Genomic DNA, 21,494 nt, shown 5'->3' on the forward strand with positions numbered 1-21,494 from the left:
CGCCTGCACCGACGGCGACCGCCTTCCCGAGGAGAACCACCGGTGACCGACCCGCACGACCAGACCGGGGCCCACCGGGTCTTCGAGATCCTCCACGAGCCGGACTGGTTCTCCGGCCTCACACCGCGCGAGGCCCGACTGCTCGACGGGGCGCTGGCGTTCCACTGCCTCGCGCGTCCGGGAGAGCGCGTCCGGGCGACGGTGCTCCGGACCGACGGCCCGCACCTGCCGTCCCTGACCGACCAGCGGACGTCGCACATCGAGTGGCCCGACGACCGGACGGTGGTCGGGACGATCGAGGCCCACGCCACCGGGCACCCCCAGTCGCCGACCGGCGTCGTGGACGTCGTCCTGGACCTCGGCGGGCCGCCCGAGTCGCTGATGCGCAACGAGCAGCCCCCGGGCAGGCTCCACGCCGCCCGCAACACGGTGCGCCGCCGGGTCCCCGTCGCCTTCGACGCCGCCCGCCAGCTGCGCACGGACCGGCTGGAGAACCGCCGCCTGTCCCGGCCCATCCCCCGTGTCGGCCGCTTGGACAACACCTCGGTGGGCTCGTCCAGGGGTTCCACCAAGGCAGTGCTCTTCGGGCTGCACTGGCTCGAGCTGGGCGGGGCCGAGAAGTGGGCCACCGAGACCATCTCGCTCGCCCGCGAGGCCGGGTTGTTCCCGATCGTGCTCAGCGACCGCCCCTCGGGCCACCCCGACATCGTCCGACCGGAGTACGACGGCGCACTGGTCATCCCGCTCACGCACCCGATGAGCGGCCCCCAGGAGTCCCGGCTCCTGAGCCAGCTGTTCGAACGGTTCGACATCCGGGGCGTCCACGTCCACCACTGCAGCTGGCTGTACCAGCGGCTGCCGTGGATCCGCGCCCAGTACCCGGGAACCGAGCTGGTCGACTCGCTGCACGTCCTGGAGTGGCGGACCGGCGGCTTCGTCGACATCGCGCTGAGGTTGTCCAACGTCATGGACGCCCACCACGTCATCTCGCCGCAGCTGCGCGACTACCTCGTCGACCGCCAGGGGCTGCCGCGGGAGAAGGTGCAACTGGCGACCCTGGCCGGCCTGACCGTCGACCCCGCCGCCGGCGACCGTCCCGAGCCCACGCGGAAGGCCGGTGATCCGCTCACCATCGCCTTCGTGGGTCGGTTCACTCAGCAGAAGCGCCCCTACCTGTTCCTCCGCCTCGCAGCGCACCTGCGCAAGACCCACGGGGACCGGGTCCGCTTCGCCATGCACGGCGACGGCGAGCTGGCCGCCGAGGTGCGGTCGCACCGCGCACGGCTGGGGCTCGACGGCGTCGTGGACCTGCGCGGTCCCGACCAGCCGGTGTCGAAGACCTTGTCCGAGGCCGACCTGCTGGTCATCAGCTCGGACAACGAGGGTGTCACGCTGACCTCCTTCGAGGCCGACGCCCACGGCGCCCTCGTGATGAGCAGCGACGTGGGTTCCCAGGCTTCGGTGGTCCTCCCGGAACTCCTGCTACCGCGCGCACCCCTGGCGTTCCTGCGGGAGGCCGAGCGGAACATCGCCGGCCTGCTGGACGACGCCGAGCGATTCACCGCCCTGCTGCACCGCCAGCACGGGCGGGTGTCCGCCTTCGCCGCGCTCCCCGATGCCCGGGCGTGGACCCGGGAACTCTACGAAAGGTGGGCTTCGTGAGCACGACCAACGTGGCCGCGGTCATCGTCACCTACAACCGGGCGGACAAGCTCGGCAAGGTGATCGAGCAGGTCCTGAACCAGGACCGCCCGGCCGACCAGGTGATCGTGGTGGACAACGCCTCCACCGACTCGACCGCCTCCGTCCTCGACCAGTACCGGGGCCGCGACACGGTCCACATCGAGCAGCTCACGGAGAACACCGGCGGCGCCGGCGGCTTCGCGCACGGCATGTCGGTGGCCTACGAGCGCGGCGCGGACCTCGTCTGGATCATGGACGACGACTGCTACGCCGACACCGACGCACTGCGCCAGCTGGTGGACGGGCACGCGGCCGCCGAGAAGAGCATGGGCATGCGGCTGCCCTACGCCTGCTCGGTCGTGAAGTGGACCGACGGCGACGTCTGCGAGATGAACAACCCCGAGCCGACCTGGGACTGGGGGAAGCTCCTCGCCCGTGGCGAGCAGAGCGTGCTGGTCAACTCGTGCTCGTTCGTGTCGGTGATGTTCCCCCGCTGGGTGCTCACGCAGTTCGGTCTTCCGCTGTCGGAGTACTTCATCTGGTTCGACGACCAGGAGTACACCCGCCGGATCACCGCCGCGGGGCCCGGCGTCCAGGTGCTGACGAGCACGGTGACGCACGACCTCGCGGTGAACCGCGGGGTGAACTTCGGGGACGTCAACGACTCGAACATGTGGAAGTTCGCCTACGGGGTCCGCAACGAGGCGTCCTACCGCTGGCACCACGAGGACCCGTTCGCCGCCCTGCGGTTCGCGCAGCGGCTCTTCACCGGCCTGCGGGGCGGGCGCGTGCCGTGGCGGCTGCGTCGCCGGCTGGCGAAGAAGTTCGTCGAGGGCATCCGCTTCGACCCGAAGCCGGCCTTCCCGCGCACGGTGCTCTGACCTCGGAGCGACCTGGTACGACAGCAACGGACCCCCTCCCCGGCCGGGAGGGGGTCCGTCCGCGTCGCACGGCACAGGCGGCCTCGTCGTGGCTCAGGCGGCCTCGTCGTGGCTCAGCGACCCCGTCCGGGCATCGCGAACCGCTCCCGGCGCCCCGCGCGCGTGAGCGCCAGCCAGTCGCGCAGGCCACGGACGTCGCGCCGGCTGAGGAAGAAGTAGCCGAACCGGACCAGCTCCAGCGGGAACAGCCAGCGCATGCCCGGTTGGGCCATGAGGTAGCCGCGGTTGCGGTAGGTGAAGAAGCGCTTGACCTCGTCACCCGGGTACTGCGCGGAGAGCCGCCCGCCCAGGATCGGGACGAACTCGTCCCCGCCCTGGGGGTGCAGGTACACCGCCCGCATCGTGGTCCCGAAGGCCAGCCCCGAGCGCTGCAAACGGCGGTGGATCTCCGTCTCGTCGCCCCGCAGGAACAGCCGCAGGTCCGGCACGCCGACCGCCTGGAACGCCGAGGCCCGGAAGAGCGCCCCGTTGAAGAGGGACGCGTACGACGGCAGGAACTCCCCCGGCTCGAAGGCGTCCACGGTCCCCCACCAGCGGAGGCCGCGGCGCAGCGGGAAGGCGAGGCGCCGGGGGTCGGCCTCGTCCACCACGGCCGGTGAGACCTCGGCGAGCCCGCGCGTCCGGGCCTCCTCCAGGAGGACCTCGAGCACGTCGTCGCCCCCGGGCCGCCCGTCGTCGTCGGCGCACCACACCCAGTCGGCACCGAGGGACAGCGCCGTCAGCAGACCGAGCGCGAACCCCCCCGCACCGCCGAGATTGGTCCGCGACGGGAGGTAGACGGCCCGGTCGCCGCACGCCTCCACGACCGCCCGGGTCTCGGCGTCGGCGCCGTTGTCCACGACGACGACGGCCCCCACCGGTCGGGTCTGCGCCGCGATGGCCTGCAGGCTCTGGCGGAGCAGCTCGGCGCGCTGCCGGGTGACGATGACCGCGACGACGAGCTCGTCAGCGGCCGGCGGCACCGTGCTCACGCGGCACCGTGCCCCTCGTCGGGATACGCCTCGGGCCCCTTGTAGGCGCGCAGCACGTCCTTCAGCGGGCCCTGCTGCTTGATCCGCCCGTGCTCCATCCAGATGGCGCTGGTGCACAGCCGCATGAGGAACTCGTCGGAGTGGGAGGCGAACACGAGCAGACCCGCACGGTCGACCAGATCGCTGAGGCGGTCCCGCGCCTTCTCGAGGAAGGCCGCGTCGACGGCCCCGATGCCTTCGTCGAGGAGGAGGATCTCGGGGTCGATGCTGGTCACGACGCCGAGGGCCAGCCGGACGCGCATACCCGTCGAATAGGTGCGCAGCGGCATGGAGAGGAAGTCGCCGAGCTCGGTGAAGTCGGCGATGTCGTCGACCCGCTTCTCCATTTGCTTCCGCGTCATGCCCAGGAACAGCCCGCGGATCATGATGTTCTCGTAGCCGGAGATCTCCGGGTCCATCCCGACGCCGAGGTCGAACACCGGGGCGACGCGTCCCTCCACGACGGCGGTGCCGCGGGTGGGCTCGTAGATGCCGGCGAGCAGCCGCAGCAGCGTGGACTTGCCGGCGCCGTTGTGGCCCACCAGGCCGACGCGTGCGCCGTGCTGGAGGTCCACGTTGATGTCGCGGAGCGCCTCGATGATCGGCACCTTGGTGTCGCTGCTGATGTTGCCGCCGACGACGCCGAGCACGGTCTTCTTGAGAGACCTGCTCTTCGCGTCGAAGATGGGGAAGTCCACAGACGCATCCCGCGTCGTGATGCTGACCACGAACCGTGCCTTTCTGTCGGCGAACCTGGCAGGCGTCAGACCCAGTAGGCGACGCGGGCTCGGTACCGGCGCATGACGGTGAGGGCGAGGACCCAGCCGACGACGGTGATCGCCAGGACGACCACCCAGTGTCGCAGGTTCTGGTCGGCCCCGAGCATGGGCGCCCGGACGATCTCGAGGAAGTGGAGGAAGGGGTTGAGCTCCGCCCACCGCGCCCGCTCGGCGATCGCCGGGTTGGGGCTGTTCAGGAAGTCCTCGTAGATCCAGACGATCGGAGTCATGAAGAACATCAGCTGGACGATGCTCTGGGTGATCGGCGTGAGGTCACGGAAGCGGGTGCTCACGATCCCCGCCAGCAGCGCGATCCAGACGCCGTTGAGCATCAGCAGCAGGAACCCGGGAATCGCCGCCAGCGACATCCACGTGAGCGGCTGCGGGAACACGATGAGCATGACCGCGTAGACGATCAGGTTGTGCGCGAAGAAGAGGATCTGGCGCCACACCAGCCGGTACACGTGCACGCTGATCGGTGAGGGCAGGTGCTTGATCAGGCCCTCGTTGGCGATGAACACCTCGGAGCCCTCGTTGATGCACCCGGCGATGAAGCCCCACACGATGAAGCCGACGAGGATGTAGGGAAGCTGCTCCGCCAGCGGGTTGCCGAAGAGGCCCGCGTACAGGATGCCCAGCGCGACCGCGGTGACCGCCATGCTGATGGTGATCCAGATGGGGCCGAGCAGGGACCGCCGGTACCGCTGCCGGATGTCCTGCCAGCCGAGGTGCCCCCAGAGCTCGCGCTGACGCCACCCGTCTGCCAGGTCCGCCAGCGCCCTCCGCCAGGGGGACTCGACCGGGGTCGTCGCTGCGCTCACGGGCTCGACGCTACCTGCGTCGTCGGCGGGAGGACCGCAGGCGCCGGTGTGACGGACGACCCCGTCCACCCCTCGGGACACGGGGGTCACAGCCTGCCCACCAGCACGCCCTGGCGCCGTGCGTGTGACGGCTGTGGTGCCAGGTCACCCGCGTGGCCAGGTGTGCGCCGTCGACCTCCGACGAGACCGCCGGCCTCGTGTCGGGGACCCGGCACGCCCCCTCGCGTGGCTAGCCTCGCAGGACCGATGCCATGCACTCGAGACGCCCGCGCGCCGACGCCGGCGCCGTCCGGGAGCGTCGGGACGACGCTGGCCACCGCAGATGTGAGGACACCGTGAGCCGAGACCGGAACGAGCAGGACAGCCCGACCGGGCGGCCGCTCCCCCCGCGCCTCGACCCCCGCGCGGGGCGGCCGCCCCGCCGGCGCGCGGAGGAGGACCCGGTGGGCCGGGCCGGCGCAGCGGCACCCCGGAGCCGTCGCGGCCACCGCGCCGCGGTCGCCACCCGCGTCGTCGCGGGGGCGCTGGCCGCGACGCTCCTCGCCGGCTCCGGCTGGGGCTGGTACCTGGGGCAGGTGGCCGCGGCCACCGTCAACCGGACCGATGCCATCCCCGAGGACGGCAACCAGGGTTCGGGCCGGGCGGGCGAGGCGATGAACCTGCTGCTCGTCGGCAACGACAGCCGCAGCGCCCTGACCGCGCAGCAGCTCGCCGAGCTCAACGCCGGGACCGACTCCGGCGTCAACACCGACACGATGATCCTGGTGCACGTGCCCGCGGACGGATCGCGCGCCTCCTTCGTCAGCTTTCCGCGGGACTCCTGGGTGGAGATCCCCGGATACGGGGAGGACCGGCTGAACGCCGCCTACGCCTACGGCCGGATGAACGCCCCGGACGGCGCCTCGGAGGAGGAGAAGTCCGCCCGGGGCTCGCAGCTCCTGGTGCAGACGATCTCCAAGCTGACGGGTCTGCAGATCGACCACTACGCGGAGGTGGACCTGCTCGGCTTCTTCGAGCTGTCGAGCGTCGTCGGCGGCGTCGAGGTCAACCTCTGCAAGGCGGTCGACGACCGCGAGTGGTCCGGTGCCCACTTCCCCGCCGGCGTGCAGACGATCAGCGGCGCCGATGCGCTCAAGTTCGTGCGTCAGCGGCACAACTTCGGCCCCCAGGGCCGCGGCGACTTCGACCGCATCGTCCGCCAGCAGGTGTTCATCGCGGGCGTGCTGCGCAAGATGCTCTCCGAGGACGTGCTGCTCGACCTGGGCAAGCAGCGGCAGCTGGTGCAGGCCGCCGCCGAATCGCTGACCGTCGACCAGTCGCTGGACCTGATGCGGCTGGCCGAGCAGATGCAGTCGGTGGCCGCCGGCAGCATCGAGTTCCAGACCGTGCCGAACGTCGGCACGGGCGAGGAGGAGGGCAAGTCGATCGTCCGGCTCGAGGACGAGGACGCGCTGCAGGCCTTCTTCGCCGATCTCTCGGCCGAGCCCGAGCCCGAGGCCCCGGCGACCGCAGAGGCCCCGGCGACCGTCGACCCCTCGGCGGTGACCGTCGACGTCTACAACGGATCGGGCACCTCGGGCCTCGCCGCGAAGGCCGCTTCATCCCTGGCCTCCGCCGGCTTCACCGTCGGCTCCACCGGCAACGCGTCGTCCATGGACCACGAGCGGACCGAGGTCCGCTACGCCGCCGGGGACGAGGCGCTGGCCAACACGGTGGCGGCCGCGATCCCCGGGGCCGTCGCCGCGGAGAGCGAGGACGCCACCCGCGGTACGGTCCAGCTCGTGCTCGGCAGCGACTTCAACGGCGTCGGCCAGGCGGTCACCCCGCCGCCCCCCGCCCCGGAGGTCGTCGCAGAAGATGCCCGCACCGCGGCCGACACGACCTGCATCAACTGATGCCCGCCTCTGATCCCACCCCGGCCGACCTGCTGGCGCGCGCCCTGCGCCGGTCCCCCGCCACGCCCCTCGTCACCTACTACGACGACGCCGCCGGGGAGCGGGTGGAGCTGTCCGCGACGACCCTGGCGAACTGGGTGGCCAAGACGGCCAACCTCCTGCAGGAGGAGTTCGACGTCGCGCCGGGACGCACCGTCGTGGTGGCGCTGCCCGTGCACTGGCAGACCGCGGCCGTCCTGCTGGCGGTGTGGAGCTGCGGCGCCACCGTGCTGGACACCGCCGCCGAGGACGAGGGCGGTCTGGAAGATGCCGACGTCGTCCTCGCCGCCCAGGCGCGGCTCGCACCGCTGGAGGAGCAAGGGGTCGAGGACCTGCTGGGTCTGTCGCTGCACCCCCTGGGCATGGGGATGAGCGGCTACGCGGGTCCGGCCCGGGACTTCGCGCTCGAGGTGCGGGCGCACGGCGACGTCTTCGCCCCGTGGTCGCCGCCACGGCCGGCCGACCCCGGCCTGGTGGCGGGCGGCCTCGAGCTCTCCCTAAGCGGGCTGGTCGAGGCCGCCGGTGAGCTGGCCGACCGGCTCGGCATCGTCGAGGGCGACCGGCTGCTGGTCGACACCCGCGCGGCCGCCGAGGCCGGGCCGGTCGCCTGGTTGCTCGCGCCGCTCGCGGCCGGCGCCTCCGTGGTCCTGGTCAACGCGGCCGATCTGCCGGGGCTGGCGCGCCGGGCGGCGAGCGAGCGCGTGACGGCTACGCTCGGGCAGCGTGTCGACGGCATCCGCGAACTGGGTCGCGACGACTGACCCGTCCGCGCCGACGCCCGCCCGTCCCACGACGTCACCGCCATGACATTCTCGGTCCTGGCCCGTGATCCCGTCACCGGGGACCTCGGCGTCGCCGTCTCGTCGTGCATCCTGGCCGTCGGCCGGGCGGTGCCTGCGGCGCAGCCCGGCGTGGGGGTCGTCGCCGTCCAGGCCCGCAGCCGACGGGGGCTCGGGAAGGCGCTCCTCGAGGGCCTCGCAGCGGGTTCCACGCCCGCAGGGCTGGTGCGGCGGGCGGCGCACTCGGCCGAGGACGCCGACCGGCAGATCGCGGTCCTGGACGCCACGGGCCGGATCTCCGCGGACACCGGCCCTGGATCGTTCCCCGTGTCCGGGCACCTGGTGGGTGCGGGGTTCAGCGTGCAGGGCAACATGCTCGCCTCCGACGAGGTGCTGCCGGCGATGTCCGACTCGTTCAGCGCGACGGGCGGGGAGCTGCCCGACCGGCTCCTGGCCGCGCTCGGTGCCGGCCAGGCAGCCGGAGGGGACGTGCGCGGACGCCAGTCCGCCGCCCTCCTGGTGGTCGGCGCCGAGCCGGCGACCGACGAGGACGACGGTGTACGGGTGGACCTGCGGGTCGACGACTCGGGGGACCCCGTCGCCCAGCTGCGGATGCTGCACAACCTGCAGCGCGCCTACGACGAGCGGGACTACGACCACCTCGCCGTGTTCGCCCCCGAGGAAGCCCGCGACCTCTACGCCGCACTCGCCGCGTCGCGCCGCGGTGACCGGGAAGCCGTGCGCCGGGCGCTGGAAGCGCTGCGGACGCGGCCGGGCTGGTCGGCATGGTGGAGCGCGATGGCCGGCGACGACCGGCTGTCGGCGGTGTCGCGGCTGCTCGGCTGAGCACCCGCGCCGGTCAGAGGGAGGCGGCCGACCGGCTCCCGCGCGACGGGTTCCCCACCGGCGCCGCGACCGAACCCCGACCGGGAGGCGTCACCTTCATCGCCCACCGGGTGAGCAGGAAGGCGACCGGCATGGTGATCGCGACCGCCGCCGGCGGGGCCAGCTCCTCGGGGAGCAGCCCCGGCGCCACCAGCACCCAGACCACCAGCATCCGGAGCACGATGGTCGTGCCGTTCGCGACCAGGTATCTCATCAGCGAGGACCGGGAGGTGGCGACACCGAACGCGTACCGGGCGTTGGCCACGTAGGCCACGAGCACCGCGAGGACCAGCGCCACGGCATTCGCCCAGAAGTACGGCATCACCTGCAGGAACAGGAGGTACAGGCCCCAGTACAGACCGGTGTTGAGCGCGTTGACGAGCAGGAACCGGAGGAAGACGCCGACCTGCCCTCGCTCCGCGGTCACTGCCCGTCGGGGTCGTAGACCCCGCGCGCGGCACGCACGAGGATCTTCACGAGCTCGAATTGCGCCCGACGGCCGTGGATCTTGGTGGGGATGGAGCCGGCGTCCGGATATGCCCGCGTGACGGGCACCTCGAGGCAGCGGTAATCCAACCGGGCCGCCCTGATGGGGAGGTACGCGAGCAGCTCGTAGGTGTCGAAGACCGAGCGCAGCGGTGCGACCCGCGGGTCCTCCAGGAGCTCCCGCGAATGGGCCCGGAAACCGTTGGTCGTGTCGGTGTACCGACGCCGGGCCGCGAGCGACGTGAGCGGGGCGTGGAAGAGCTTGATCGCCAGGTGCCGCTCGCGCGGCGTGTTGATCGCCCGGCCCCCGGGGACGTACCGGGATCCCTGGACGAATCCGGCGCCGCGATCGAGCTCCTCGACGAAGCGGGGCAGGGCCGACACGTCGTCCTTGCCGTTGCCGTCCACGGTGATCACCCCGGCGTATCCCTCGGCCATGGCGAAGGCGAGGCCCATCCGCAGCTGCGCGCTCAGCTTCCCGGCGTCCCGCTTCACCAGCAGAGCGCGGACGCCCAGCCCGGCGAGCACGTCCGGGACGTTGGAACCGTCCGTGCTCCCGCCGTCGGCGACCACGACGTCGAGGTCCAGGCCGAGGTCACGGACCCGGCCGAGCTGCGCCAGCAGCCGCTCGCCCTCGTTGATCACCGGGATGAGGACGCAGTAGCGACTGCGCTTCTCCCGGAGGACGTGGACCTCCCCGCGGGGCACAGCCCACCCGTTCTCCTCGCTGACGGTCAGGAGGTCAGTGCTCACGCGTAGGTCTTCCTCACGAAATCGGCGGTGCGCCACACGGCGCCGGTCAGGTCGTCGTCACCGGGCGGCAGCATCTCGACGGAGACGTGGCCGGTGTAGCCCACGGACCGCAGCGCGTCGGAGACCGGACCGTGGTCCACCGGGCCGTCACCACCGACGACCCCGAGCTGCGGAGCGCTCGCGTGCACGTGCGCGAGCACGTCAGCACCCGCGCGCACCCGCTCAGGAGCGTCGTCCCCCGCCAGCAGCATGCAGGCGGTGTCGAGGTGCAGGCGGACGCCCGGCGAGTCGACGGAGCGGACGAACGCCGTGGAGGCCACGGCATCGGTCAGGTAGTCGCACTTGTAGGCCTCGGGGTTGGCCTCGATGCAGAAGCACACCCCGAGATCGGCGGCGACGGCGCCGAGCCGGGCGAAAAGCTCGACGGCGATCTCGTCGGCCTGTGCGACCGGGAGGTCGCCCCGGCGCCGGTTGCCCGGCGAACCGAAGACCAGCCTCGTGGCACCCAGCGCCGCAGCCAGGCGGGCCATGCCCACCAGGTACTCGTAGAGACCTTCGCGGGCCTCGTCGTCACCGAACAGCTGGAGTTCCGGACGCTGGAAGAGGAGCGACTGCAGGGCGGTGATGCGCAGGCCCGACGACTCGATCTGCGCGCGCACGCGGGCCACCTCGTCGGCCGGCTGCGCGAGCGGGTCGCTCCACAGCCGGGTGGGAGCGACCTCCAGCGAGTCGAAGCCGCGCGCGTGCAGACCCGGCAGGATCGCGGGGTCCAGCTCCGCCGGCCAGGCCAGGTTGGAGAAGGCGAGCCTCATGGCCGTGCCTCCACGAGCGCACGTCCCCAGACGGAGATGCCGGCCAGCACCTCGTCGGCCGAACGCAGGTAGGGGCCCGGTCGACCGGCCAGCTCGTCGGCGTGAACGGTGCGCAGGTCGTAGGCCACCTCGGGTCGGTCGTCGCAGCGGTAGTCCACCCCGAAGCACTCCCGCGCGACCTGCCCCGAGCTCACCGGCTCGGTCGCCAGGTTGACGACGGACAGACCGGCGTCCCGGGCCAGCAGCACGTGGCCCCACAGGTCACGGACGTCGTAGAACTGGAACCGCGAGGCCTGGTGGGCGAAGCGCGCCTCCGGCTGGTGGATGAGGTCGAACACCAGGTTCTTCTTGAGCCCCGGGCCGAACATGCCCGGCAACCGCACGATGAGCGCGTCGTCGAAGCGGCGGCTGACGAACTCCTCGAGCAGTGCGCGGTGGCGGCCGTACGCCTGATCCTGGCTGGTGTCGGCCGGCGTGGTCTCGTCGGCACCGCGGGAGTCGGCGTACACGTCGACGGTGGAGACCAGCACGCAGGAGGTGGCGCGGCTGCGGTCGAGGGCGTCGATCAGCCGGCCGATGTTCGCCCAGTCGGCCTCGGGCTCGGCATTGGCCCGCCACTTCTCCGCCGGAGCACCGGCGCAGACGATCTGGTCCACGTCGGCCTCGGGGAGCTGGTGGATGTCGGTGCTGCGGAAGCGCGCCACGGGCCGGACGCGGGGCAGCAGAGCCCCCCCGACGAAGCCCGTCCACCCGACGAGCGCCCGGCGGCCGGCCGCCGTCACCGGGCGGCCCGCACGTGCTCGCGACGGTCGACCGCCGCCGGCTCGGCCACGTGGTTCGCGGCCCCGACACCCGCCGAGGGGCCGGATCCCGGCGCGGTACCGGGTGCCGCCGCGTCGACGTTGAGCATGTCCCGGGCGGACAGCACCGAACTCGTCGCCTCGAAGGCGACCCGGTAGATCGGCAGCTCGTTGGTCGTCTCGTTCGACTGGAACATGAACTCGGCCATGATGGCGATGACCACGCTCAGCAGGAAGAACATGGCGCTCATCTGCAGGCTCATGGAGGTCCACCCCTCCACCGCGCTGTCGCTGATCAAGCCGACCGCGAGGACGTAGAGGGCGTACAGCAGGTTGGCCAGGCTGGCGAGCAGGGCGAGCCCGACGGCGACCCGGAGCGGGCGCCCGCTGGCGTAGAAGATGGAGCGGACGACCTGGCGGAAGCTGCTGGCCGGCCGGGGCTGGCTGCGCTCCCCCGAGTCGTAGGGCATGACGGCCCACGGGTAGCCCGAGATGGACGGGAGCAGCCGGAGCACGCGGTCGCGGTCGCGACGTGGCAGCCAGGCCTCCAGCGCCGGCCGGCTGTACCCGCGCAGGCCGAGGCTGACGGTGGGGATGTTCTGGCCCATGCTGCGGCTGGCCAGGGCGCGGCTGAGCCGCAGGGCCACGCGACGGCCGGCGGGCGCGCTGGACTCCACCCCGACGACGACGGCGATGTCGTCACCGATCATCCGGGCGCACCGGATGATGTCCTCGGGACGGTCGGACCCGAGCCGGGCGGTGACGACGACGTCGCCGAGCGCGCCGTCCAGGCCGGCGGTGAAGGCCACCTCGTCCCGCACGTTGCGCATGAGACCGATGACCTGGAGGTTCGGCCTCCGCTCCCCCAGGGCGCGCGCCCACGCCACGCGGCCGCGGGCGCCGGGCAGGACGAGGACGACCTCGTGCACCGGGTAGCTGTCGGCGAGGGCCGCCTCCAGGGCTTCCAGGTGCCCTTCGACCTCGTCGAACGGCCCCTCGGCGACCACGACGACGCTCAGGAAGGTGCCCTCGCGCTCGGGCGGAGCGGGCACCCGGACGACGACGTCGGCACGCGCCGCCCCTGCCCGGTCACCGCCTCCGTCGGCCGTCGTGTGGGTCTCAAACAGCGTCACGGAGATGCTCCTCTGCCACTCTCAGGGCGTCGTTGATGTTGTCGATCTTGCTGCCGAGCAACGACAGCACCCGTCCACCTTCGGACCGGCGGAGGACGATCGGTCGGGCATCGTCGCGGTCCCGCCGGGCGGGCACCGTCTTGACGCCCCAGATGGACTCCCGGTGCACCGCCTCGGCCAGTGCCGGCACGTAGCGCGCCGAGTCGCGGATCATCCAGTCGGCCCGCGTGGTGAGCCCGGCCCGCAGCGCAGCAGCCGCCTGACCGTAGGTCGCGTACGACCCGTGCGGCGTGTACCGCACGTGGCTCAGGGTGTGGTACGGGGTGGACGGGAACGGCATGAGCGAGAAGTAGGGGCCGTCCATGACGGTGATCCCCTTGTCCTTCAGGCTGTCGGGGAGGTCGACCAGCGCCATCTCGCAGGGCTCGCAGTGCAGACCGGAGTAACCGACCCCGGCCGGCAGGTCGTCGATGCCCTCACCGTAGGTGCACACCAGCACCCGGTCGGCGTCGAGCACCTCGCCCGACTCCAGCGCGACGGAGGTCCCCGTCGCCGTCTCCCCGACACCGGCCACCGGCGTCCCGAGTCGGACCTGCACTCCGGCCTCGTCGAGTTCCTGCCGCATCAGGTCCCTCAGGCGGACGGCGTCGAACACCGACTCCCGGGTCACCCAGGAGCCCTCGATGACCGACCGGTTGAACAGCCGGCTGATGGACGCCGGCGAGTCCTGCAGCGGGGCGCCGATGTAGTTGCACATCCGCTGGAACTTCCGGGCGTTGGTCAGGGACCCGCGGGCGATCGCGTAGATGCACAGGAAGTCGTCGACCACGCAGGACCGGTACCGCTCCATGAACGCCACGTAGGAGGCCTGGCTGCGCCCGGCCGTGCGCAGCGACCGCGGGTAGTGGTAGCCGCCGTGCACCCGCGCCTGGTTGAAGTAGCTGGCCCCGCCGTGCAGGTCCGCGCGCGCCTCGAGAAGGACCACGCTCGCGCCTTCACGGGCCAGGTGCGCCGCGAGCGAGGTGCCGTAGAAGCCGCCGCCGACGACGACGATCCGCTGCTGGGAGGACATCGGGCTCACCCCGCACCCTGGGCGACCGGCTGCCGGTCGTCGGCACGCGGCCCGGGCAGGACCGGTGCCGCGGCCTCGTGCCGCGGCCAGGTGCGGCGGGGCGCCGCCTCCTCGACCGCAGCGTCGGACCGCGTCGGCCAGGCCCGGTGGGAGATCGTCTGCACGCGCAGCGCGATCATCGCGAAGACCAGCGGCAGGAACGGCAGGTAGAAGACGATCGAGTCCATGTGCGCGTGGTGGATCATGTGCCCGTAGGCCAGCACGAGCCACGACATGCCGCCCGCCAGGGCGATGCCGGCGGACAGGGCCAGCCGACGCTGCACGGCGGCATCCTCCTGGCGTCCGCGCACGGCCTGCCCGGCGATGAGCGCGAAAACGACCACGAACGCCCAGATGGGGATTCCGTAGGCGGCCAGGCCGAAGCCGGTGCCCTCCGGCGCCGGGATCGCCACCGCGGGGTTGGTCAGGTAGTGCACCAGCTGGAAGGCCCAGAGCCCGAGCATGCTGTCCCCCTGGACCAGCCAGCCCCACAGCGGGTCGTCGACGCCGCGCGCCCAGACCAGCATCTCGGCCGCGTCGCTGGGCGAGACGGTCCGCTCGAACATGCGGGTCCGGATGATCGACGCGTCGCCGTACTTCGCCATCAGCTGGGCGACGTGCACGCCGACCGCGAGGACGAAGCCGACCAGGCCCGTGGCCATGGCGAGCACCAACCGGGAGAGGAGGCGCCGGTCGATCCGGCCCCGGAACTCGTGGAAGCCGACCGCGGCGGCCACACCGAGGAGGACGGTGCTGATGAACTCGTAACCGCACAGGCACTTCAGGAAGACCAGCCCGGCGATGATCGCGCCCCCCCGGAGCCACTTCCGCCGGCCGCTGCCCAGGTGGGGCCAGACCAGCAGGGGAACCAGGGTGGGCAGCAGGAGCGTCCACAGCTGCCAGTACGTGCTCGCCCCGAAGCCGTTGGTCCAGAAGGAGATGGCGAGGAGGGCGAAGAGAACCGATGCCGCCCGGCCGCCCCAGGCGCGCCAGACCGCGATGACGGCTGCGGCGAACACGGCGCCGGTCAGCATCGACGTGGTCAGCCGCAGCGCCTCGTAGAAGTGGTCACCGGGGCTCAGCCAGTTCATCACCATGCCCTGCAGGCCGAACTGGCTGGCGTAGTTCCGCTCCACCCCACCGAGCTGCGGGAAGAGGGCCGATCCCGGGTTGAGCATCAGGTCGACGACGAGCGAATCCGAGTCCTGCTGGAACTGCGCCTTGTAGGTGGGATCCAGGATCCCGAGGAAGTCGAACCGGATCTGGAACCCGAAGAAAAGAGTGGCGGCGAGCCACGAGATCCGCTGGCGGATGGAACCGAGCACCAGCTCTGTCTCCTCTGCAGTGGCACGGGGGCATGGGTGTCGACCCCGCTGGCGTGTGTACCGAGCGTACGTCGGTGGTCGCTGCGGGTCAGGACGAAAAGTCGGAGACCGGCCCCACTCGCCCCATCAGAACTCCATCGTCACACAGGAATCACCCGACGTCGCGACCCCGACCCGCCCGGGAGTCGGACGGGTCCGTCTCAGGCCCGGAGCTGACAGACGCGCGGCGGTACGGGTGTCGAGATCTGCCGAGCAGCCCTGAGCCGGCTCCGGCACGGGCACGTCGGGACGGCAGCGCGGAGAGCCCACTGGCCCGGTCGCGGACGGGCAGTCCGCCGCCCGCGGGTGCCGGTCGTCAGTCGACCGGCACGAAGACGTTGCCCGCCCCGGCGACCTCCGGGTCCAGCGGTGGCCCCTCGAGGATCACGTTGACGAACTTCCCGTGGTCCTGGATCTCGGCGATCTCCCGGGTCTCCCCGTCGGAGAAGCGGATCTCGTCGGCGCGTCGCAGGTCCGCCAGGTTCATCTCCGTGGTGCGGATGAAGAGGCCCGCGACGTCCCGGTGCACCCCGCGGTCCCAGAACTCGTCCGTCAGGTCGACGGGGGTCAGCTGGAAGCTGCTGAAGATCTCCGCGGTGTCGGCCCCCTCGGGGAAGGCGATGGCCGCGGCGGTGCAGGACTCGAGGGCGGTGAGCGGCTCGGACCCCGCCGAGATGTCCTTGGTGGACAGGACGGTGGTGCCCGAGCCCGGGTCGTGGACGGCGACGGGGAACTGCTGCACCCGGGCACCGGGGTCCAGCGCCATGAATCCGAGCGCGGACTCGGTGACGGCGATGTTGTTCTCCACCATCGTGTAGGAGCGGGACGATCGTCCCGGCCCCTCGTACCGCAAGGTGACCTCGTAGAAGCCGGCGTCCGGGGCGGCCAGTTCGATCCGGGATCCGTCGACGTCGCACGGCACCGCCTCCCAGGTCGCCGGCTCCACGGGCGTCCAGTTCAGGGTGAGCGGCGTGCTCCGCTCCGGCGCGTAGGACTTGAAGAGATCCCGGTAGAACCACCAGTTGGCGCTGACGTTCCAGGTCGACCAGATGCTGGCGTCCGGATCGGTGGTCACGACCAGTGACGGGCGCTCGGCCATCCGCTCGGCGAACACCTGCCGCTGGCTGCCCAGGGCGGCGATGATCGAGTCGACCGGCAGGCTGAGGTTGGGCCCGTTCACGGCGCCGGCCAGGCCCATGTACTCCTCGACCACGTCGGATCGCCCGGAGACCTCGTCCAGCTGATCGAGGAACGCCTCCGGGATGTAGCCGTCGAGCTGGGGTTCCCAGACCTGCTGCGGGTCCTCGGCCAGGGCCCGCTCGGTGTTCCAGTTCGCCCGGAGCGACGCCGCAGCAGCCACGAGCAGCGCCGCCACGGTGGCGACGGCCAGCCCCGCACGCGCCAGCCTCCCGACGCGGCCCTGCGACAGCTCCCGGGTGCGTCCACCCCTGGCCAGCAGCCAGACGCCCAGCCGCGCGACGGCCACCGCCGTGGTCACGTACCCCCACAGGACGAAGGACCAGAAGTAGCCGCCGCTGTGGCCGCCGATGGTGGCGGCCAGACCTCCGGCCAGGACGGAGGCCCCGGTGAACGGGACCAGCAGAGCCCCGAGGTCCCGGGAGGCCAACCCGTACACCGTCGTGGCCACCAGGACCAGCAGCGGGTAGACGGCCTGCTCGGACCACATGACCGAGAGCAGGTCGCCGAGCGAGTACACCCGGTCATCACGGCTCCACGGCCCGAAGTACCAGAACTGGTCCTCCCGGACGTCGACGAAGTTGTAGGACACCAGGGCGGGGAAGTGCCCGGCGGTCGCGGCGAAGCCGGAGACCAGGTAGGCCGCGAGGGCGGAGCCCCACAGCGCGACCAGGCCGCGCAGCCGCGGCACGAGCTGCCAGCGCAGGACGTGGAAGGTCACCAGCACCAGGATGACGCCGCCGGACACCAGCCCGTAGTCGTTCGACCAGATCGCCGCCACGACGCCCGCCGCAGCGCCGACGACCGCCGCGCGCCGCGTGGTCCACCGCGGGCGGAGCACGAAGAAGGCGACGGCGGCGATGAGGTACGGCGCGACCGCGCGGAGCGGCCGCAGGCTGTTGCCCGGTACCGCCGCCGTGGTCAGCAGCCCGTCCGCGATCCCCCAGAGCCCGGGCCGGACCATGGCAGCCCCGACCAGCACGGCCGGGACGGCGGCGCCCCACAGCAGCGCCCACACCGGCCGGCGCCGGAAGAAGAGGGCAGCCAGCAGCCCGACGACCAGCTGGAAGGCGAGCATCGTCATCAGGTACGACGAGAACGTCGAGGCCGTGAGCGAGCCGCCCATGGCCACGAAGGCCGGGTACAGCACCGCCACCGGACCGATGCCCAGGTACGGGAAGAAGTCCCTGCCGGGCCACTGCCCCTCCCCCAGCCGGAACAGGCCGCTGGCGGTCTGGAAGGCCCCGTCCAGGTGGAAGGTCGGGACCGCGTGCATGGCTTGCAGCGCGTGCACGACCGGCACGACCAGGATCAGCAGGACCAGGGACACCGCCCCGACGATCCGGAGCCACGACCGCCGCGTGAGCCCACGCCGTCCGGGCTCCACGCCCGACGACGAGGCTCCCGTTCCCCCTGCGCGTCCGGTGGACGAGTCCTCGACGGTCGTGGTCTGCACGCTCACAGCGTTCCGTTCCTTGGTACGTGACAGGGCGTGACGCCGGGCAGCCGGTGCGGGCGCCGCCGTGAGGCGCGGGATGTCGGCGGTGGGTACCGCGGTGCGCGGGGCACCACCGGGGGCGCATCCGGCGCGTCGGCGACGGTCCACCCGGGGTCGCCTTCGCTCGGGGCCGCGCGTCCGCCCGACAGCCGGCGCACCGGCGGCGAGCTTACCGCAAGGTCACGATCGCCCGGCCGGCGTTCGTCACATCGATGGTGCCCCGCTCGAAGTCCATCCGACGCCCACCCGAGACCGCGTACTCGTCCGAGGTCGGGTAGCCCAGCGCACCGCCCTCGTACCCGTTCGCGGCCCACGTGTCGTAGAAGCGGCCTCGGATGGCGTGCGCCCCACCGGCCGGCGACCAGTAGATGCCACCGCCCTGGAACAGCGACATGGCGCCGCCGGTCAACGCCGTCTCGTCGCTGACCGGGAGACCGAGGAAGCCGTACTCGTAGCCGGTGGCGGCCCAGGCACCGAAGATGGGCCCGCGGACGACGCGCGCACCGGTGGCGGCCGACTGGTAGATCGAGCCCCGCTGGAAGTGCTGGACGAGGCCACCGCCCCCGGCCGAGGTGCGGAACGCGTCGACCGTGGGCAGCCCCAGATCACCTGCCGCGCCGCCCCAGCGGGCCCAGGCCTGGTCGAGCACCGCGGGCACGCTGTGTGCACCGGTCCCCTCCGACCAGTAGATCGAGCCGCGCTGGAACGTGGTGACCGTCCCGGTCCCGCCCGGCGCCGCCGTGGCATCCGCGGTCGGGTACCCGAGCGGCCCGTTCTCGTAGCCCTGCGCGCCCCAGGTCGTGTAGGTGGGGCCCGACACGTTGTGCAGACCCGTCCCCGCCGACCAGTAGAGGTTGCCCCGCTGGAGGTGGGCCGCCCGGCCGCCCGTCGCAGTGGTGAACTCGTCCGTCGTCGGGAAGCCGAGCGGGCCACCCGGCCCACCTCGGGCAGCCAGGCCTGCGGCCAGGTCCGTCCCCAGCCAGCGGGCGCCGGTCGACCGGGAGACGTAGATGCTGCCGCCCTGGAAGTCGCTCTGCTCGCCGCCGGCCACGGCCTGGACGTCGGTGATCGGGTAGCCGAGGCGGCCGGTCTCGTAGCCCTGCCGCGCCCAGAGGTCGTACACCGCACCGCGGATGATCTGCGGTGCCGTGGTCGAGGAGGTGTACACGGCGCCTCCGGCGAAGACCTGGAAGGACCCCGTCCGCGTGCGCCCCGCGTCCGAGGCGGGGAAGCCCAGGACGCCGGTCGTACCACCTGCGGCCAGCCACTTGTCCCGGAACGGGTTCGTGACGATCCGCGCACCGTGCGCGGCGGACTCGTAGATCGATCCGCCGGCGAACTCCTGGTAGGCGCCCCCGGTGATGGACGTCCGGGCACCGACGGGCATCCCCAGGGCACCGGTCTCGTAACCGGAGCGGGCCCACGCCGTGTAGATCGGACCACGCAGCGCATGCCCACCCCCGGTCGGCGACCAGTAGATGGCGCCGCCCTGGAACACGCTGAACTCACCGGTCGGCAGCGTCCGCACGTCGCTGGTCGGGAAGCCCATCGGGCCGCCCTCGTAACCCTGGCGTGCCCACGCCTCGTAGACGTGACCGCGGATCGACCAGGCGCCGGTGGACGCCGAGAAGTAGATGGCCCCGCCCTGGAAGGTGCTCACGTACCCGCCGGGGATCTTGGTCTCGTCGCCCGTGGGGAAGCCCAGCCAGCCGGTCTCGTACCCCTGCTTGGCCCACTTGTCGTAGATGCCACCGCGGATGAAGTGCGCCCCGGTCGCCGGCGACCAGTAGATCGCCCCGCCCTGGAACAGGTTGAGGTAGCCGCCGGGGATGGCCGTCTCGTCGCTCGTGGGGAACCCGAGCAGGCTGTACTCGTACCCGAGCTCGGCCCACTTGGCGTAGATCCCGCCGCGGACGGCGTGGGCACCGCTGGCCTGGGACCAGTAGATGGCACCTCCCTGGTAGGGCTGCAGGCACCCGCCGTCCCTGGCCGTGCAGGTGACGTCCCCGGTCGGGGCGCCCAGGTAGCTGCTCGCACCACCCATGGCCAGGTACTTCTCGGCGACCGACGCCCCACCGCTGTGCTGGGTCGAGCCGAACCAGTCGGTGAAGTAGCTGTAAAAGTTCCGGTTGCCGTAGGACGAGCAGCTGTCGCCCGTCCCGTACCCGGCGTTCAGAGACGCCTGGTTCGGCACGTAGGGGGTGTAGTTGTAGAGGCCGGCGGTCGCCTGGTTCTCGATGTAGATGGTCCGGCCACCGCAGCTGGGCCTGTTCGGGTAGTAGGCGATGTAGTTGTTCATGTGCGCCACGTAGCCGTACCTGGTCGGGTTCGCCTGGTAGTTCTTGAACTGCCGGGCCGCCATGTAGACCTGGTTGTAGAAGCCGTTGTAGGTGGCGTCGCACGTTCCGCCGGTGTTGTCCGGGCAGCCGTAACCCATGGCGCGGTTGTAGGACTTGGTGGTGGGGCTGCTCGCCGTCACCAGGCCCATCTCCTTCTGGAGCGTCACCAGCAGCACCTGCGGGTTGACGCCGCAGGCGGAGGCGACCTTGGAGATGATCGAGGCGGCGCTCTCCCGGCTGGCGCCCGTGTAGGTGCGCGGGCACCTGCTGTCCGCCGACCGGGTGTACGTCGCCATCCCGTACCGGCTCAGGCAGAGGTCACCCGCCGTGCAGTTGCGCCCCTTCAGATCGAGGAACGCCTGGATCTCGGCGACGTCCATCGACGACGTGTCGTAGAAGACCCCGTCGGAGATGATGTTGGCCGGGTTGAAGCGGCCGAGGTCCGCGGCGTTCGTGAAGCCCTCGGGAGGGGTCTCCCGCTCGGCGCCGACGAGCAGCATCGTCAGCATCGCAGCGAGACCCACCGCCAGCAGGACGGCGCGGAGCGGACGGGTGCGGGTCACGGGACCACCACCGAGAACCACTGCGACTCGCCGTTGGCCGCGGGCGATTCATAGCTGACCATCGCGGTCCACTCCCCCGCGTCCAAGTCCCCGCCGGGGACCGACATCCGCCCGCAGGTCGTGGTGCTCGCGTCGGCGGAGCCCTTGGACGAGGCGGTGTGCTCGGTGAGCCCCTGCGCCACCGTCAGGGTGCAGGTGCCTCCGGACTCGATCACGCCGGCCACCACCGCGCCGACGACGATCGCCGAGGAGTCGGCGTCCCAGCCGGAGTAGGTCTGCCGCACGAGGACCTCGACGGGATCCCCGACGGGACGCGGGGCGCTGGTCGAGGCCGGGGCCTGCGACGTCTCCCCGGCGGCGTCGGCGGAGCCGTCCGCGCCGGCCGGCCCGCCGGTGTCCGCCGGTTCCTGCTCGCCCCCCGAGGCGTCCTCCGGGGTGGCCGGGGCACCGGCCGCGGGGGTGCCGGCGGGCTGAGCGCCCGAGGCGTCGGAGCCGCCCACCGAACGGGCGGCGAACGCCACGCCGACGACCACGGCGGCGGCCAGGGCCACCAACGCGGCCCAGCGCACGATCTTCACGGACGAGGACATCCACACTCCCAGGACG

At 72.1% G+C, this 21,494-nt stretch carries 18 protein-coding genes; 5 read left to right on the top strand and 13 right to left on the bottom strand.

What is annotated here, in order from left to right; all coding sequences use genetic code 11:
• The first annotated feature begins 42 nt into the window (after positions 1 to 42).
• Both QOZ88_RS09140 and QOZ88_RS09145 read left to right on the top strand, forming a co-directional pair.
• Entirely contained in the window at positions 43 to 1,662 is a 1,620-nt protein-coding gene (locus QOZ88_RS09140) for a glycosyltransferase (protein ID WP_305999468.1), read from the top strand.
• On the top strand, positions 1,659 to 2,564 hold the full coding sequence (locus QOZ88_RS09145; RefSeq protein ID WP_305999469.1) for a glycosyltransferase family 2 protein: 906 nt from the start codon (positions 1,659 to 1,661) through the stop codon (positions 2,562 to 2,564). Before QOZ88_RS09140 ends, QOZ88_RS09145 begins: the two co-directional genes overlap by 4 nt.
• A 113-nt stretch (positions 2,565 to 2,677) precedes the next feature.
• Here the strand turns inward: QOZ88_RS09145 and glfT1 are convergent, their stop codons facing one another.
• From glfT1 to wzm, 3 genes are read right to left on the bottom strand one after another with little or no spacing between them, the layout of a single operon-like run.
• On the bottom strand, positions 2,678 to 3,595 hold the full coding sequence (gene glfT1, locus QOZ88_RS09150) for a galactofuranosyltransferase GlfT1 (RefSeq protein ID WP_305999470.1): 918 nt from the start codon (positions 3,593 to 3,595) through the stop codon (positions 2,678 to 2,680).
• The gene (wzt, locus tag QOZ88_RS09155; RefSeq protein ID WP_406568221.1) at positions 3,592 to 4,362 is read right to left on the bottom strand and encodes a galactan export ABC transporter ATP-binding subunit Wzt/RfbE; all 771 of its coding nucleotides are present in this window, start codon (positions 4,360 to 4,362) and stop codon (positions 3,592 to 3,594) included. Before wzt ends, glfT1 begins: the two co-directional genes overlap by 4 nt.
• A gap of 35 nt (positions 4,363 to 4,397) precedes the next feature.
• A complete protein-coding gene (wzm, locus tag QOZ88_RS09160; protein ID WP_305999472.1) occupies positions 4,398 to 5,234 on the bottom strand; it encodes a galactan export ABC transporter permease subunit Wzm/RfbD in 837 nt (278 codons plus the stop codon).
• Between the two features lie 335 nt (positions 5,235 to 5,569).
• Here wzm and QOZ88_RS09165 point away from each other — a divergent pair, with 335 nt between their 5' ends.
• Genes QOZ88_RS09165 through QOZ88_RS09175 form a run of 3 tightly spaced genes read left to right on the top strand, consistent with a single transcriptional unit; the run spans position 5,570 to position 8,793 of the window.
• Positions 5,570 to 7,129, top strand: a complete 1,560-nt coding sequence (locus QOZ88_RS09165) for an LCP family protein (protein ID WP_305999473.1) — start codon at positions 5,570 to 5,572, stop codon at positions 7,127 to 7,129.
• Positions 7,129 to 7,929, top strand: coding sequence for a TIGR03089 family protein (locus QOZ88_RS09170; RefSeq protein WP_305999474.1), 801 nt, complete (start codon positions 7,129 to 7,131; stop codon positions 7,927 to 7,929). Before QOZ88_RS09165 ends, QOZ88_RS09170 begins: the two co-directional genes overlap by 1 nt.
• A 42-nt stretch (positions 7,930 to 7,971) precedes the next feature.
• Positions 7,972 to 8,793 (top strand): DUF1028 domain-containing protein, encoded by an 822-nt coding sequence (locus QOZ88_RS09175; protein WP_305999475.1) that lies wholly within the window; start codon positions 7,972 to 7,974, stop codon positions 8,791 to 8,793.
• Positions 8,794 to 8,806: 13 nt separating this feature from the next.
• Here QOZ88_RS09175 and QOZ88_RS09180 read toward each other — a convergent pair whose 3' ends face one another.
• The 10 genes from QOZ88_RS09180 to QOZ88_RS09225 form a co-directional block, all read right to left on the bottom strand.
• Positions 8,807 to 9,259, bottom strand: a complete 453-nt coding sequence (locus QOZ88_RS09180) for a GtrA family protein (RefSeq protein WP_305999476.1) — start codon at positions 9,257 to 9,259, stop codon at positions 8,807 to 8,809.
• On the bottom strand, positions 9,256 to 10,071 hold the full coding sequence (locus tag QOZ88_RS09185) for a glycosyltransferase family 2 protein (RefSeq protein ID WP_305999477.1): 816 nt from the start codon (positions 10,069 to 10,071) through the stop codon (positions 9,256 to 9,258). Before QOZ88_RS09185 ends, QOZ88_RS09180 begins: the two co-directional genes overlap by 4 nt.
• The gene (locus QOZ88_RS09190; protein WP_305999478.1) at positions 10,068 to 10,883 is read right to left on the bottom strand and encodes a sugar phosphate isomerase/epimerase family protein; all 816 of its coding nucleotides are present in this window, start codon (positions 10,881 to 10,883) and stop codon (positions 10,068 to 10,070) included. The genes QOZ88_RS09185 and QOZ88_RS09190 overlap by 4 nt, the downstream gene beginning before the upstream one ends.
• On the bottom strand, positions 10,880 to 11,587 hold the full coding sequence (locus QOZ88_RS09195) for an NAD-dependent epimerase/dehydratase family protein (RefSeq protein ID WP_305999479.1): 708 nt from the start codon (positions 11,585 to 11,587) through the stop codon (positions 10,880 to 10,882). Before QOZ88_RS09195 ends, QOZ88_RS09190 begins: the two co-directional genes overlap by 4 nt.
• A gap of 74 nt (positions 11,588 to 11,661) precedes the next feature.
• Positions 11,662 to 12,816: a glycosyltransferase family protein gene (locus QOZ88_RS09200; RefSeq protein WP_305999480.1), complete on the bottom strand. Its 1,155-nt coding sequence runs from the start codon at positions 12,814 to 12,816 to the stop codon at positions 11,662 to 11,664.
• Entirely contained in the window at positions 12,803 to 13,888 is a 1,086-nt protein-coding gene (locus QOZ88_RS09205) for an FAD-dependent oxidoreductase (RefSeq protein WP_305999481.1), read from the bottom strand. Before QOZ88_RS09205 ends, QOZ88_RS09200 begins: the two co-directional genes overlap by 14 nt.
• Before the next feature lie 5 nt (positions 13,889 to 13,893).
• Positions 13,894 to 15,252 carry a hypothetical protein gene (locus tag QOZ88_RS09210; RefSeq protein WP_305999482.1) on the bottom strand — a complete coding sequence of 453 codons (1,359 nt, stop codon included), beginning with the start codon at positions 15,250 to 15,252 and terminating at the stop codon, positions 13,894 to 13,896.
• A 355-nt stretch (positions 15,253 to 15,607) separates the two neighbouring features.
• Complete coding sequence (locus tag QOZ88_RS09215) at positions 15,608 to 17,818, bottom strand: hypothetical protein (RefSeq protein WP_305999483.1); 2,211 nt, start codon at positions 17,816 to 17,818, stop codon at positions 15,608 to 15,610.
• 337 nt (positions 17,819 to 18,155) lie between these two features.
• Positions 18,156 to 20,888 carry a hypothetical protein gene (locus QOZ88_RS09220; protein ID WP_305999484.1) on the bottom strand — a complete coding sequence of 911 codons (2,733 nt, stop codon included), beginning with the start codon at positions 20,886 to 20,888 and terminating at the stop codon, positions 18,156 to 18,158.
• A complete protein-coding gene (locus tag QOZ88_RS09225) occupies positions 20,885 to 21,478 on the bottom strand; it encodes a hypothetical protein (protein ID WP_305999485.1) in 594 nt (197 codons plus the stop codon). Before QOZ88_RS09225 ends, QOZ88_RS09220 begins: the two co-directional genes overlap by 4 nt.
• Between the last annotated feature and the right edge of the window lie 16 nt (positions 21,479 to 21,494).

The organism is Blastococcus carthaginiensis (assembly GCF_030731085.1).
Taxonomy (GTDB): domain Bacteria; phylum Actinomycetota; class Actinomycetes; order Mycobacteriales; family Geodermatophilaceae; genus Blastococcus; species Blastococcus carthaginiensis.

Coding starts and splice junctions, on each gene's coding strand:
- QOZ88_RS09170 (WP_305999474.1), top strand. CDS start 7,129: ATGCCCGCCTCTGATCCCACCCCGGCCGACCTGCTGGCGCGCGCCCTG.
- QOZ88_RS09175 (WP_305999475.1), top strand. CDS start 7,972: ATGACATTCTCGGTCCTGGCCCGTGATCCCGTCACCGGGGACCTCGGC.
- QOZ88_RS09225 (WP_305999485.1), bottom strand. CDS start 21,478: ATGTCCTCGTCCGTGAAGATCGTGCGCTGGGCCGCGTTGGTGGCCCTG.
- QOZ88_RS09190 (WP_305999478.1), bottom strand. CDS start 10,883: ATGAGGCTCGCCTTCTCCAACCTGGCCTGGCCGGCGGAGCTGGACCCC.
- QOZ88_RS09205 (WP_305999481.1), bottom strand. CDS start 13,888: ATGTCCTCCCAGCAGCGGATCGTCGTCGTCGGCGGCGGCTTCTACGGC.